The organism is Flavobacterium polysaccharolyticum, from assembly GCF_038739875.1.
In the GTDB taxonomy this organism is placed as follows: Bacteria; Bacteroidota; Bacteroidia; order Flavobacteriales; family Flavobacteriaceae; genus Flavobacterium; species Flavobacterium polysaccharolyticum.
In genome coordinates this window covers 191,297-205,999 of sequence record NZ_JBCGDP010000002.1, presented here as the reverse complement: position 1 = coordinate 205,999, position 14,703 = coordinate 191,297, and the positions used below count along the sequence as shown (strand labels likewise).

Sequence of the window (14,703 nt, the reverse complement as noted above, 5' to 3'; positions counted from 1 at the left end):
TTCTGATTGCATTAGAATAATGGAACTAGAAGTAAGTAATTTTTACTTGATTGTCTTCAAGGAGCTGATTGAACTGTTAAGATTCAGCCTAAAGATATGGATAGAAAAATAAAATCTAAAAAAAGGATGATTACAAATATTGCTGTTGAGCTTTATCTGCTTTGCTTTAATGAGGAGAAAATGATTTTACATACTCTAAATTATTATTCCAAAATATGTAGTAAAATAATCATTATCGATAATCAGAGTACAGATAATTCGATTCGTTTAGCAAGTGACTATGAAAACATAGAATTTCGGTATTTAGATTCCGGAAATGAGTTTATAGAAGATAAATTGACAGAGTCAAAGAATAATTGTTGGAAAGGTAGTGCAGCAGATTATGTAATTGTTTGTGATATGGATGAATTTTTATATGACGAGCAATTGTTAGAAAAGTTGTTGATAGCTAAAGAGCAAAAAATAATTATGCCCACTGTGATTGGTTATAATATGATGAGTGATGATTTCCCAACGAATTACGAAAGCTTGATAACGGAACAAGTTAAATACGGTGTTCGATCTGAAAGATTTGATAAACAAATCATTTTTGATCCTAAAAAAATAAAAGAGATAAATTATAGACCTGGTGCGCATTTGTGCCAACCTCTCTTTTATGAAAATAGAGTTGAAACTTCGAAAATGGAATTGAAACTTTTACACTATAAATACCTTGGGAAAGATTATTTGTATAAAAAACATAAAGGATATGCAAATAGAATGAGTGAGATCAGTAAAGACAAAAAACATGGATATGAGTATCTAGAAGGGGAGAATCATGTTGATAGCATTTTTGAATCATCAAAATTACTTAAGAAAATTATTACCTAAGGTTAAAAAAACAACTAAAATTAATACAAAATGGACTTTACAATAGACTTTACCTCAGGAGGGAACCACGGTCACCAACTCAAAGACGCATTAGGAGGGCTTACTATTGGCCGCCTATTTGATCTTAATTATGTACATACACCATATGAGTATTTGGATTATTTTGGCTTTGGATTTAAATATCCTGTTGTTGAACGTGCGGATCGAGAATTAAAATATAAAAATATAGTAAGAGTTGAAGGTCCTCTTTGGTGTGGAATTGACGACTATGACGAGTTACTAGAATATTTTAAGAAAGCGTTACCCGAAAGTAGTAAAGATACTTTGGTCATTTTTGAGAATGCTTTAAGAATTCATCCATTTCAAACAATACCTTGGTATTTGGAAGGAAGAACAAAACGGAATGTTTTTAGTGAAATTCAACATGAATTCTCTAGTAATTTTAATGAAATCCATTCATTAGAAGTAACCAAATTTAGATCGCCTATTGAAGTGGCTGTTCATATTAATAGAGGAACGGATTATGATAGAGATAAGTTTCCACAACACTTTACTAGTCCATATGCAGTAAGATATATGTTTGATATGGATTATTATGAGAATATTATTTTACATATAGAAAAAGCCTATGGTGTAGGTAAGGTTTATTTTAGTATTTACACTGAAAAACAAAATTCTGAGGATATTTTGCAAAGATTTTCGAATAGAAAGTACACTAGGGTTTTACTGGGTTCTGATCGCGAGGAAAAAAACTATGATCAAATTCATGCTATTTTTAAGTCCTTTGTTCAAGCTGATATCCTAGTTTGCTCTAATAGTAGTTTTTCGGTAATGTGTGCATATTTCCGTAAAGACAGAAAAACCGTATACCACCCTCACCTTCAATTGAGGTATTTACCTGAACCTAATTACATAAAAACGGAAGATGATGGTAGCCTAGATATAGAGTTGTTACAACAAGAAATAAGTTTCGAAACCTTTTCGCTAAATCCCGCGTATACCATTACAGAGTAATTGTCCTATAGCTGATTCATTCCTTTTGTTTTGATTGTTTCATATATAAAGCTGTTCAAAATAGTGTTTTTTAGAATCAAAAAGCCAATTTTTTTGTTCTCATTCTAACAAGTAGTTGTTCATTTTGTATTAAAAATGAATTATTTATTATTGATAATGAGGTATTTGTGTTTTGAAAATAGGCTCGTTATGCATTTTATACCTCTCATGCGTGAAAATTTCTGTTTCATGTCATTTTTTTATTCTTGATTTTGCTTCTCTCGTAATTTTAATAAAGAAATCAACGGGGCATGATATTTATTTTAAGAGTTCTTCTAATTCATTTTTCATAAGGTAATCTAAATGTGTTTTTAGATGATTTATAAAATTTGTTTAGAGAGAGATATAAGGGATAATTAATTCAAAATTGTGGAGCAGAAAACCACTTAAATAAACGAACTGTTTCGTACAGTAAAATACGAAGGCGGAATCTGAAAAGCCTTATGAGTAAGAATAAAAACTAATTGTTATGCAAGCAATACCTGTAAAAGTTAAAAACGTAAATGTATATCCTTATGTTGATTGGAATGGTGGAGGTGTTGGACCTGTTATTCTTCCTGTTATTGAGGGAGCAAGTGGGACTTATGCTGTTGGGACACTTATAATGTCCGCATTTTACAATCTTGATCTAGATTCAGTTGAGCAAAGCTCTCCACTTGTCATGCATCAGCGCTATGTAGCAATGGGAGAGACAGAAGATGGTACTCCTTTTACTACCCCATGGATGTATTGTACTAATACTAGTAATCAGCCTCAGTTTGGTAGAACCATTAGAATGAATCAACAAGATTCTGAAACAATCAACATAGATGGTGCTGTGTTACCAGCTTACATTACTTTAGGTCCTCTAACTGATATTACAGTGAGTCAGTTATTTCCACCACCAGCAATTGGAGAGTTAATGCTGATTGAAAATGGATCAGGTAATGTAATTGCTACTAAGACAGGAACACCTCATGAAATGGGAGTAGAAGTTGTTGGAGGAGAGCGTTTTGGTACATTGAGAGTAGGAATGAAAAACATTATGATTACTGGTAAGAACAAAGAAGGTAAAACCTTTACCATGGGTAATTTAACCTGTTTGAGTCCAAATGAACCAGCACTTTTTTTACAGGAATTTAAATTCTAAAGATCAGATAATTTTTTATGAAAATGTTTTCGATAGGAGAAAGAATAGTGAACAAAAAAATCATTAACAATTAAAAATGTAAATCATGGGAATAATGATGCCTTATGGAGCTGCAATTCGAGAAGCTATTGCTTCAAACGATTTGGAAAAAATGGAAGCCATAGCAGAACAGACAAAGCAAATTGTAAAAGGACAAGGGGATATGCATGTTGCATTGTTAGAATTATTAGAAGCAATTGATTCGTTGAAAAACTTTAAATAATTACTGACTTGTACAGCAAAACAAGGGTGTAGCCGAAAAACCTTAAGAGTAGGAGTAACTATAAAATATAAGTATCATGGGAGTAGTAATGCTTTACGCAGCAGGAATCAGAGAGGCAATGGCTTCGAATGATTTAGAAAAAATGATTGCAGTAGCCGAACAAGCTAAACAAACTGTGAGAGAACAAAAAGATTTAAGTGCAGCATTGTTAGAATTGCTTGATGCAATTGATGCACTAAAAAAGTAATCTAAATTGAAGAGCGGTTTTTTAAGTTTTACTTTTTAAACCGCTTTTTTAGTGATTTATAGAACTGAAATAGCAAAAAAAATGGAAAAAATTTCTACACGATACAGAGTAAGAGATGATTATAAAACAGCTACCCCCGTTCATGTAGTTTGGGAAATAACGTTAGCTTGTAATTTAAAATGCTCACATTGTGGTTCAAGAGCCGGTAAAGTTAGACCTGGTGAATTGACCACAGAACAATGTTTTGATGTTATTGATAGTCTAAAACGTCTTGGAACAAGAGAAATTACTATTATAGGTGGAGAAGCTTTTTTAAGGAAAGATTGGTTAGATATTATTGAAAGAATTCATCAAAGTGGAATTGAATGTTCCATGCAATCAGGAGCCTATAATCTTACAGAAGAACGAATTATTGATGCCAAAAAAGCAGGAATTAGAAATATAGGTGTCTCTATAGATGGAATGCCAGCTACACACAACAAAATAAGAGGAAGAAGAGATTCTTTTGATCATGTTATCAATTGTTTACAATTATTAAAAAAGCACAATATACCCTCTAGTGTAAATACAGTTATTACAAAAAGCAGTAAAAATGAATTGAATGGCCTTTTGGATGTTTTAATCGAAAATGGGGTTAAAAATTGGCAAATACAATTGGCTGTTGCGATGGGGAATGCCGTAGATAATTCGGAAGAATTAATTGTACAACCTTACGAGTTAATCGATTTTTATGACAACCTTATTGTAATTTACAGAAAGGCGCTAGCTAATAATGTTTTAATTCAAGCAGGTAACAATATTGGTTATTTTGGACCGTATGAACACATTTGGCGACAAGGAAATGAAAAATATTATACCGGATGTTCAGCAGGACATACCGGAATTGGAATTGAAGCAGATGGTAAGATCAAAGGTTGTCCATCACTACCTACAACCGAATATACTGGAGGAAATGTAAAAGATATGCAGTTGGAAGATATCTGGAAGTATAGTGAAGAAATGGTTTTTTCTAGATATCGAAATAAAGAAGAATTATGGGGAGGTTGCAAAGGTTGCTATTATGAATCCTCCTGTTTGGCAGGCTGTACCTGGACTAGTCACGTTTTATTTGGTAAAAGAGGCAATAATCCTTTTTGCCATTATAGAGCGTTAGAATTAAAAAAGAAGGGGCTACATGAACGTATAAGAAAAATACAAGAAGCACCTGGATTATCATTTGACATAGGCCTTTTTGAAATTGTAGTAGAAAATGAAAAAGGAGAAATAGTAGAAGTGCAATCACCTAATGATGTTGCTCCGATGCCAGTTTTGTCTAATTTAGATAGAACACCCAGAATTCCAAAGGCGCTTAAAATGTGTAATGGTTGTGATAATTATGTTTATGAAGAAGAGGTTATATGTACTTTTTGTAAATCGGATATTCAAAAGGTAAATGAAGAATACGCCCAAAAGTTACAGAGAGCAATTCTTTCGTTAGAAAAATTAGAACTTTTAATGATGAAATAAATGAGAGCTTTCAATCAACTACAAACCGAAATTGATACTTATTCTGAAAGTATTGAAAATACATTGAGCCTTTCAGAAATTACAATTCAACATGGGCTTAATTCTTTTCGATATGGATCTTCTAGCTTTTTAGATGTGATTTTTGATGCTATCCAGGTAACAAGTGAAACGGTTTTTTATGATTTGGGTTCGGGTTATGGGAATATCATTTTATTTGGAGCTTTAAAATATCCTGAATCACAATTTAAAGGGATTGAAATCCTACCTGAACGAAATCAAGTTTGCGCATCCATAATTCAAAAAGAGCAAATAGCAAATGCTAGTGTTATTTGTGGCGATATTTTGAAAGCCGATGTTTCTGATGGAAATGTCTTTTATCTCTACAATCCTCTTTTTGATTTTCAATATGGTGAATTGTTAAACAAATTATATCAAATTTCATTGATCAAATCGATTGTGGTGATTGCAGAGTCACGTTGTGTATATTTTGATCAAACCGATTGGTTAGAAGAGTATCATGTAATAGATATTGATATTGTTCGGAAAATAAAATATTATCGTTCAAAATCGCTTAATCATAATTTACGGTAATAAAATTGATTTAGAGTAAACAAGTAATTTGCTATTTCATGCAATGTTATTGTTGATTTGAAAAAGCAACCTTATTTGAATTTATTGAGTATTTAATTATAAAAAAGTTTTAGGTTTATGTTGAGGTATACTGTGGTCATTCCTTTGTTTAATAAAGAAAAATATATTGAAAAAACAATTTCTTCGCTGGCTTTTCAAAGTAAAAAGCCTTATGAAATAATTCTAGTGGATGACGCTAGCACTGATACTAGCTTAAAGGTTGCCCAAGATAGTTTTTTAATGTATAGTGAGGCTTTTTGCACTACTAAAATCGAGATTATAGCATTAACCAAAAACTTAGGGCCAGGTAATGCTAGAAATATTGGATTAGAAAAAGCAACTGGAGATCTCATTAGTTTTTTGGATGGAGACGATTACTATGAAAAAGAGTTTATTGAAACGGCTGTGAAGTATATGTACAAGAATCAAATAAATTTTTTAGTAGTCGGAATAAAATTGAATCCATCTGGCGTAGAGTATCCTGAAATAAAAAAAATAGAACAACATCTTACTCCAATAGATAATGAGTTGTATGCTCTGCTTAATCCTTTATTCGCAGTTAGTTCGCCTTATTTTTTTATGGGACGCGGGAGTAATGTTGTTGTCGCTCGTAAATGTATAGGTTCACATCGTTATGAAGTTGGATCTTTACTGAATGAAGGAGTTGATTTTTGGTATAGAGTTTTAAAATCAGTAGCTCAAAATAGAGTTACAAGTATTGGATTGTTAACTGGGAATTATATTCGAGTAACAGAAGTACAAGGAAGTCTCTCTAGAAAGAAATATACCCATTGGAAAGAACTAAACATTCCTCCAACGGTAAGACGTTATGAAAGAAGTGATAATCAATTTGATTTGCAATTGGTTGGAATGCTAAGTCTACGTTGGTTTGGACACGCTATGAAAAACCTAGACGGAATAAATCATAAAATAATCTTTACATATCGGTATAAAAAAATGTGGAAAAAAGCACTTGTATATAAGTTTAAAAGAGGCTTTATCAAAAACAAAATTTGATATCAATTTAGTCAAACATGATTGTATGAAAAATTTGGTTTTGAGTGTTTTTTGGATAATAAGTGAGATTTTATTTGAGACAGGTCATTATTCTTGTTGCACAGATTTTTCGTTTTATACCCAAAATTAATGTATTAATGACATTTTGTATCCATGATTCGTTGTTATAAACTAGGTTTACTATAAATAAATGAAGCTCTTTGGGAGAAATAATCATTGATTTTTTTCCCAAATTAAGGACTTGTAAAAATTATAATTAAGTTAAAAACACTAACCATTAAATATAAATAGCTATGACAAATTTAAGTTCTATTATTCTTCCAGTTCTTGAAGGAATGGAAGAGTCCTATTTAAAGAATCAGTTGTTAAAATTCTTGCCAAATCAACAAGAATCATTTTCAAAAATTGAAAAAAGCTTTAATCAATTAACGTCAAAAGTTCAAGAGAAAGAACGATTACAGCGTTTTTTTCATAGTTGGAGTCAAACAAATAATAGTGCAATGACTGTGGCAGGAATTAGTAATAGAATGACGATGTTGGTGCATAAAAACCAACCAATCGTAGACGAAAAGGCTCTTTTGCATTCTATTACAAGCTTAAATAGAATTGTTGATGAAGATTTAGCCGTTGTGGGGCGAATTTTGCATTCTCAGATGTTTTATACCATGGCTACTACTATTTGTACTGATGATGATTGGCTTTCACGCAGCTATTTAAATCAAAGCGCTTGTGATTTCAAAGCATGGAAAGATCAAAATTCATTACGAAATAAAGATATAATGATTGCTTTATTGACCACATTGATACATGAAATTTATACTCATGGTGAGGTAGAGTTCATACTTCCAAAATTTAAATCATGGTTGATTAATGATTATAATTACTCAGAGGAAGAGTGTGAAAAAACATTGGCATGGATAAGTGTACATTGTGGACCTACTGAGAAAAATCATTTCTTTTTTGCAGTTAGTGCTGTTTTTTATTATGCACAAGCAATGAATATTGATGTAGAATCGTATGATTTAGAGCCAATTATTAAAGACTATTTAGATAAAAAATCTGCCGTAATGGAAGATGTAATGGAACTAGAAGAACTTAGTTTTTAATTCATTATCATTAATGGCTATTACAAAGAAAGAAACGAAATCCCAACTCATTATGCCTAAAATTCAGTTACTGCAAAATCAAGCGGATAAACAGAAAAAATGGAACGAGTTGTTTTCTGAATATTTTCAAAATGATTCTGGACTAAATAGTCATTCTTTTGCTAACTCTTCAGTGATGCTGTCTTCAGAATACTATCAAGAGATGAATCGCTTGTGTGCCATTTTAAACAAAACTTGTAGAGCAATTGTTTTAAATTATTTTGAAGATAGTAGAATTCGTAAATATTATAAGCTCGATGAAGACCTAGAAAATATATTAAGGAATAGTAATAGCGAAATATACAATCAGGGTTTTTATCGCCCTGATTTTTTATATGATATCCACGATCAAATAAAAATTTGTGAGATTGGAGCACGATATCCCTTAAATGGCTGGATGATTAGCTATTATTTGAAATTGATAAATGAGCGGCTTACTACTAATGGAGTAACGCAAAAGGTTACTCATAAAAGTATAAAAAACATAGTTAATGATTTACGAAATCAATTTGCTCCTTATGAAAGGGTAGCTTTAGTTCATGATGATGAAAAAGGTACCGAAATTTTTCTTCTTCAAAAAGAATTAGCGAAATTACAAATTGAATTAATTTCTGTAAAACCACAGGATTTAATCGTTTTGAATAACTCCATTTGTGTAAATGGAGAACCTATTTCGCAATTTATTTTAGAGATGGATCGAGAAGAATTAAAAAAAATAAAGGTAGATGTTCTGGATAAGTTAATCCAACAAAATTCATATTTTAATGATATCCGTACCCTAATTTTAATTCATGACAAGAGAGTATTGGCAGTAATGTATGATGCGCAAATTATGAATGATTATTTGGATGAGGAAGAATATGCTTTTTTACGAAAATATCTAATACCGAGTTTTGTTATTAGCGATGCTGCTAGTTGTGATCCTTTTATTGATTGTGAACAAAATTTGATTTTAAAATTGAATAGTGGCGGTAGAGGCATAGGTGCATATCTCAAAAGTGATTGTACTATTGAAGATTGGGAGACTATTGTAAGGGAGAATTGGAGTAGTTATTTAATTCAGCATTTTGTAGATCAGAAAGAATTTATCGATACCGAAAACCATCGTCGAATCCATTTGGTGGGAATGTTGCTGTGCAAAGATGATAAAACGTATGGAGCAGGTTTGTTTCGTGGTTCAGATGAATCGATTGTAAATGTACATCAAGGAAGAGCATTGATTTATCCATTATTTGAGAAATAGTATAATTATGAAGCATACTGTGGTTATACCTCTTTATAACAAAGAAAAGTATATCTATGATACTATTCGTTCGTTAGCCTTTCAGGAAAAAAAACCATCTCAAATTATTGTTGTAGATGATTGTAGTAACGATCGAAGTGTAGTTTGTTTGAAAGAAGCTTTGTCGTTTTTTGCGCCACAGTTTTTACAAACTACGATTCAAATTGTTGAATTAGATGAAAACACTGGTCCTGGAAATGCAAGGAATATAGGGATTCAACTAGCTACAGGGGAACTTATAAGTTTTTTAGATGCTGACGATTGCTATACTCCCACTTGTATAAGGGAAGTAGGTTGTATTATGGAGGAGAGAGATTTGGATATAGTTATTTTAGGTATTTTATTGAATCCATCCAACTACTATTTGCCTGCTATTAAATCTTTTGTAAGCGAAATGCAATATCTTTCGAATCATTTATATCTACTACCTAATATATTACATACTGTTAGTTCACCAGATTTTATCATGGGGGTTGGCAGTAACGTTGTTATACGTAGAAAACATCTTAATGAGATTCGTTATGAGACAGGGGTTTCGTTAAATGAAGGAATTGATTTTTGGTATCGTGTTTTGAAGAATATGACAGAACCCATCCGAGTAGGACTTCTAAATAAAGCGTGCATTGAAGTAAGAGAGGTTGAAGGGAGTTTGTCTCGAACTAGTTATACTAATTGGAGAGATATAGAAATTCCTGTTTCGATAAAGCGCTATCAAAAGAGCTCCAATCGGTACGATCAACAGCTCATGGGAATGTTGTCGCAGCGATGGTTGGAACACGCTATGGAACGATTGCCGACTTGGCAGCAAAAAGGGTTATTTGTTATTCATCATGCCTTGGTCATAATTAAAAACTTTTACTATTTCAAAAAAAGGAAATACATAAAACGATAAACTATGCATTTAGTTCATTTAGCTCCCAAAAAATATGATTTAGTGTTGCGAGATTATTTTGAATTTGCCCGAAAGAACCCTCTATATATTGACTTTTATAAAGACATTGATAAAGCTCCTGATGCTCCCATGTTGAGTAAAGAAGAATTAATGTCAATTTTAAAAACCAAATTTAAACTTCACGATCAAAATACGGGAGTATATTTGGTGAGGTCGGGCGGAAGTACTCAGGAGCCTTTGGTTTTTCCGGTAGATATTCAAGAAAATCAAGATCAGCGAATTGCTATGGCAAAGGAGTTAGTTAAAAATAATTTTTTTACCTCTAAAACAATTGCGCTAAATATTTTTGGTTATTCTGATATGTATCGAACCGCAGCTATTATGGATGACATTTTAGAAAAATGTAATGCAACAACATTGTCATTAAGTGCTCATGCAAGTTATGATGATATGCTACAAGCTACTAACTATTTCAATCCGAATTTTATTCTGGGAACACCTTCTAAACTATTGTGTTTTGCCAAATTTTTAGAGGAAAATAATATACAACTTGAAATTGAAAATTTGTTTTACGCGGGTGAATTTTTAAGACCAAGCCTACAAAAGCTTCTAAAAAAAACATTAGGCTACGAACAAGTTTATTCTATGTACGGTTCTGCCGAGACTGGAATTTGGGCATGGTCGGATGTTACTAAAAGACCTTCCTTATTCTCAGTTATCAAAGGTATTGTAGTAGAGATTATTGATCCTGATGCTAATGGATATGGAACCATCGCGGTCACCAATACTTTTCGTAAAAGATTTCCTGTTTTTCGATACGCTATCGGAGATTTAGGTAGATGGATTGATATAGATGGAGACTCTTTTTTAGAGTTAAAATCTAGGGAAACAAAATCATTTATTGTTGGAGAACAACATTATAATTTGGATCAAATTACCTTTTTTACACAACAAGCAGAAGCCTTTCAGTTGCAATTGTCCTATAACGAAAAGGTTCAAGAAGTAATTCGATTACTTGTTGTTCAGGAAGTTGTTAAAACGGATAAACCCGACTTTATAAAAACAACAACAGAAGCATTACAGCACTTGTTCCATTATAATGAAAAATTTATGCAATTAGAGGTACTACTAGTTGCTACAGATGAATTATATATTGATCCTAATACTGCCAAAACACCATTGCTTGTAGATTTAAGGGATTGATCTTGTCTTTTGTAGAAATAATTTAAGCAGGGGCTTTGTGTAGATTGTAATGATTCAATCCTGACTCGTTTTTCAGTTTAACAAATTAATGCCCCAGTACTATTTTTTATGTATAATGAAATGACACATTGTTGAGTTTATTATTGTTTTTACTTATAGAAGTGAATTGAAATAGTACACTTTATCGGTGTGATAGACCATAACTTTTAGAGTCTTGTGCTAAAAAAACAGAGTCTTGTGCTAGAAATAGATGTTCTTGTGCATTATGTTTTAATAGTTAATGCTTTTTTAATTTCTTTTGTGTTGAATTGATTTCATTTAAAAAAAGTAACATTTCATTATACCGTTTAATTAACAAAAACTTTAAATTATTTAATTATGGATACAGCAGAAATAAAAGAAAATATCAAATTCGACCCTTATGTAGATTTAGGTGTTTTTAAACCAAAATCTAATGGTTCGATTCAGTTTGATCATATTCGTTCCAAAAAACCTTTACCAGCTTTAATAGAAGCAAACCGTAAAGCTGATGCTAATGGTATCAATGTTAGTGTAGTGGTGTTTATCGTTGAAGGATATGAAAATCCTGAGATTGTTGTGACCCAGTCGTACTCGATTTCTAGTCTGGGTCTTAATCAGTTACAGTTTTTTATTTCCTATGATTTTAATGAAGTTAAATCTAGTAATTTTAAAACTTACGAACTTAGTTTTGATGCCAAAGAAAAAAAATTACCCAAAGGTGTTAAGTTAAAAGATATAGATACTGTAGAAATATTTTTGAGAGATACCGATCCAATAACTTCAAGAGGTACAGAGACAACTGTTCAATCAAGTACGTAGTCGCTATGGTCTTGTAAATTAAATCATTAATGTCGAAGCAGAGTCTAATTTCTCTGCTTTTTTTATTTCTTAAATTTGACTACATTGCAAATAAAATATGTCTATGAAAGAGCTATCAAAAGTAGTGTTCTTGTTTGTTTTTTTAAGTCATTGGTTATTTGTTTTTTCCCAGCGTAGTAGTACCACAATTATTTTTGAACAAGAAATTAAAAACAGAAGTGGTCACTACATGAAGGAACCCAATTTTAAAAAAGCTGAAGTTTTTTTTTTAGAGCAAAATTGGGATTCTACACTAGTATATACCATGAAGCAATTAAGTCAGTCTTCACAAAATCAAGAAATCAAAAATTATTGTCATTTATTTAGAGGATATAGTTTTATAGGAAAGAAAATATTTAGTGAAGGACTAAAAGAATTAAATAAAATTACTAAAGGATTTGCCTTTTATTATACTACAAAATCGAAGTTAGGCGAAATTGCTCTTGAACAAAAGGAGTTTCAAAAAGCAATCAGCTATTTTAAAGAAATTGAACTTGTAGCCGATAGTAAACTTTTAGGGATAAAAAAAAGTCGGATAAAGCATAACTTAGGAATATGCTATTTGCATCTTAATACATTTGATAGAGCCGAATTTTATTTGCTCGAAAGTATTAAACTACAAGAACTACAAAAAGATTCTTTAAATCTTATTGGATCTTATGGAGATGTTGCTAATTTATATTATTTACAATTCAAAGATAATCTTGCCATTCCCTATTTTGAGAAAGCGTATAAAATATCAAAAAAAATAAAAAATTTCGATTTAAAAAGGAGAACAGCGCTCAACATGGCTGTTGTAGAAAAAAACCGTAATAATTTTGCAAAAGCATTAGCATATAGAGAAGAATATGACCAATGGAAAGATTCTTTGAACAATCAAAATAAAGTATGGGAAATTGCACAAACAGAAAAGAAATTTGCCGTTAAGCAAAAACAAAATGAAGTTAATTTGCTTAAAACTGAAAATAGAGTACAAAAAACACAACAAGTAGGTTTACTAGTATTCGTATCTTTAGTCAGTATTTTGTTCTTAATGTCTATTTATTTTTACCGTCAAAAAACGAGACAAAATCTGGTGATTTCAAAACAAAAAGAAACCCTAGATGAGTTGAATGCCACAAAAGACAAGTTATTTTCTATAGTAAGTCATGATTTGCGTTCCTCGGTACATGCTATGAAAACCAGTAATGCTAAGTTATTAGAAAAAGTAGCCACAAAAGATCTGGAAGAAATTGATGCCATATTGCATCAAAATAGTGGTATTGCAAACAGTACTTACAATTTATTAGATAACCTTTTGCACTGGGCATTATTGCAAACAAAACAGGCTTATTTTGAAATTACTTCTTTGCGTTTGTTTTTTATAGTAGAACAAGTGGCATATAATTATCAACCTTTGATGGGAGAGAAAAATATTCTTTTTGAAAATACAATCTCCAAAAAAGATTTCGTTCTTGCTGATCAGGAATCGCTAAAACTACTTTTACGAAATTTTTTTGACAATGCTATTAAATTTTCAAATGAAAATGGATTCATAAAAATGTATACTCAAAACAATAGTGAAACCTATTGCGATTTAATTATTGAAGATAACGGTATCGGTATGAGTGACGAAACTATAGCAAGTATTCTTAAAGACACTACAATATTATCTAAAAAAGAAAATGAAAAGATGATAGGCACAGGTCTGGGTTTGCAGTTGTGTAAATCGATGATTAAAAAAAACAAAGGGAAATTAGATATAAAAAGCGAGTTGGGAAAGGGAACAAAATTCATTGTATCTTTGCTTAAAACGCCGCCTTATGAACAAAATTAACCTGTTAATTGTTGAAGACACTCCATCAGAAAGTGATGCCCTTATTAAAGTATTTGAAGCTAATAACTATAATGTAGTTGGCGTGGCGACAAATCATAAAGATGCTTTAGCGCTTTTTTGGAGCAATAAAATAGATATAGTTATTGTAGATATTTTCCTGAATGGTTCTCCAGATGGTATTGCATTTGCCGAAACCATAAATGTGTTGCCCAATGCTTCAAAGCCCTTAGTTTTTTTAACAAGTTCTACCGACATGCATATTTTTGAAAGAGCAAAACTTACCAAGCCTTTCAGTTACCTAATGAAACCATTTAATGAACTAGAAATTTTATTTGCTCTCGAACTTGCCGTCGAAAAATTTTATGGACAAAAAGATGTTTTTCTAAGTGATGAAGAAAATACCGTTATTAGTGAAGAATTTTTATTCATTAAAAAAGGGAAATCACTTAAAAAAGTGCATGTTCTGGATATAATTTACATTGAGGTAGAAGAAAAATATTGTAATATAGTTACTGAAAATGAAAAATTTTTAATTCTAATTTCATTAACTAAAATATTAGAGTTGCTTGATGAAAATCTTTTTTCTAGAACACATAGAAATTACATTGTAAACATTCAAAAAATAACAGAAATTATTCCTATAGATAATCTTATTGTTTTAATTGGAGGGCATAAGGTAACTCTCAGCGAGAAATATAAAGATATATTAAAGAAAGTTCGTATCCTAAGATAATATACTTCAAGAACGATCTTAATTGAGAGATTTTTTTGA

General features: G+C 31.3%; 15 protein-coding genes. All 15 read left to right on the top strand.

Translation table 11 applies throughout. The features are described from left to right. The first annotated feature begins 96 nt into the window (after nucleotides 1–96). On the top strand, nucleotides 97–870 hold the full coding sequence (locus tag WFZ86_RS02750; protein WP_342690503.1) for a glycosyltransferase family 2 protein: 774 nt from the start codon (nucleotides 97–99) through the stop codon (nucleotides 868–870). Between the two features lie 30 nt (nucleotides 871–900). After that, the gene (locus tag WFZ86_RS02745; protein WP_342690502.1) at nucleotides 901–1,884 is read left to right on the top strand and encodes a hypothetical protein; all 984 of its coding nucleotides are present in this window, start codon (nucleotides 901–903) and stop codon (nucleotides 1,882–1,884) included. A 508-nt stretch (nucleotides 1,885–2,392) separates the two neighbouring features. After that, a complete protein-coding gene (locus WFZ86_RS02740; RefSeq protein WP_342690501.1) occupies nucleotides 2,393–3,052 on the top strand; it encodes a hypothetical protein in 660 nt (219 codons plus the stop codon). Nucleotides 3,053–3,137: 85 nt separating this feature from the next. Then, complete coding sequence (locus WFZ86_RS02735; RefSeq protein WP_342690500.1) at nucleotides 3,138–3,314, top strand: DUF1843 domain-containing protein; 177 nt, start codon at nucleotides 3,138–3,140, stop codon at nucleotides 3,312–3,314. Nucleotides 3,315–3,390: 76 nt separating this feature from the next. After that, nucleotides 3,391–3,561 (top strand): DUF1843 domain-containing protein, encoded by a 171-nt coding sequence (locus WFZ86_RS02730; protein WP_342690499.1) that lies wholly within the window; start codon nucleotides 3,391–3,393, stop codon nucleotides 3,559–3,561. Between the two features lie 81 nt (nucleotides 3,562–3,642). Continuing rightward, a complete protein-coding gene (locus WFZ86_RS02725) occupies nucleotides 3,643–5,067 on the top strand; it encodes a radical SAM/SPASM domain-containing protein (RefSeq protein WP_342690498.1) in 1,425 nt (474 codons plus the stop codon). Then, nucleotides 5,068–5,658 carry a class I SAM-dependent methyltransferase gene (locus WFZ86_RS02720; RefSeq protein WP_342690497.1) on the top strand — a complete coding sequence of 197 codons (591 nt, stop codon included), beginning with the start codon at nucleotides 5,068–5,070 and terminating at the stop codon, nucleotides 5,656–5,658. 117 nt (nucleotides 5,659–5,775) lie between these two features. Beyond that, nucleotides 5,776–6,714, top strand: coding sequence for a glycosyltransferase family 2 protein (locus WFZ86_RS02715; protein ID WP_342690496.1), 939 nt, complete (start codon nucleotides 5,776–5,778; stop codon nucleotides 6,712–6,714). A gap of 293 nt (nucleotides 6,715–7,007) precedes the next feature. Beyond that, nucleotides 7,008–7,820, top strand: a complete 813-nt coding sequence (locus WFZ86_RS02710; protein ID WP_315172170.1) for a hypothetical protein — start codon at nucleotides 7,008–7,010, stop codon at nucleotides 7,818–7,820. Between the two features lie 13 nt (nucleotides 7,821–7,833). Then, the gene (locus WFZ86_RS02705; RefSeq protein WP_342690495.1) at nucleotides 7,834–9,102 is read left to right on the top strand and encodes an ATP-grasp domain-containing protein; all 1,269 of its coding nucleotides are present in this window, start codon (nucleotides 7,834–7,836) and stop codon (nucleotides 9,100–9,102) included. A gap of 7 nt (nucleotides 9,103–9,109) precedes the next feature. Continuing rightward, nucleotides 9,110–10,033, top strand: a complete 924-nt coding sequence (locus WFZ86_RS02700; protein ID WP_342690494.1) for a glycosyltransferase family 2 protein — start codon at nucleotides 9,110–9,112, stop codon at nucleotides 10,031–10,033. Between the two features lie 3 nt (nucleotides 10,034–10,036). Next, a complete protein-coding gene (locus WFZ86_RS02695; protein ID WP_342690493.1) occupies nucleotides 10,037–11,236 on the top strand; it encodes a phenylacetate--CoA ligase family protein in 1,200 nt (399 codons plus the stop codon). A 378-nt stretch (nucleotides 11,237–11,614) separates the two neighbouring features. Continuing rightward, nucleotides 11,615–12,076: a hypothetical protein gene (locus WFZ86_RS02690; protein WP_342690492.1), complete on the top strand. Its 462-nt coding sequence runs from the start codon at nucleotides 11,615–11,617 to the stop codon at nucleotides 12,074–12,076. A gap of 103 nt (nucleotides 12,077–12,179) precedes the next feature. After that, nucleotides 12,180–13,931 (top strand): tetratricopeptide repeat-containing sensor histidine kinase, encoded by a 1,752-nt coding sequence (locus WFZ86_RS02685; protein ID WP_342690491.1) that lies wholly within the window; start codon nucleotides 12,180–12,182, stop codon nucleotides 13,929–13,931. After that, nucleotides 13,918–14,664 (top strand): LytR/AlgR family response regulator transcription factor, encoded by a 747-nt coding sequence (locus WFZ86_RS02680; protein ID WP_342690490.1) that lies wholly within the window; start codon nucleotides 13,918–13,920, stop codon nucleotides 14,662–14,664. The genes WFZ86_RS02685 and WFZ86_RS02680 overlap by 14 nt, the downstream gene beginning before the upstream one ends. The last annotated feature ends 39 nt before the right edge of the window (nucleotides 14,665–14,703 follow it).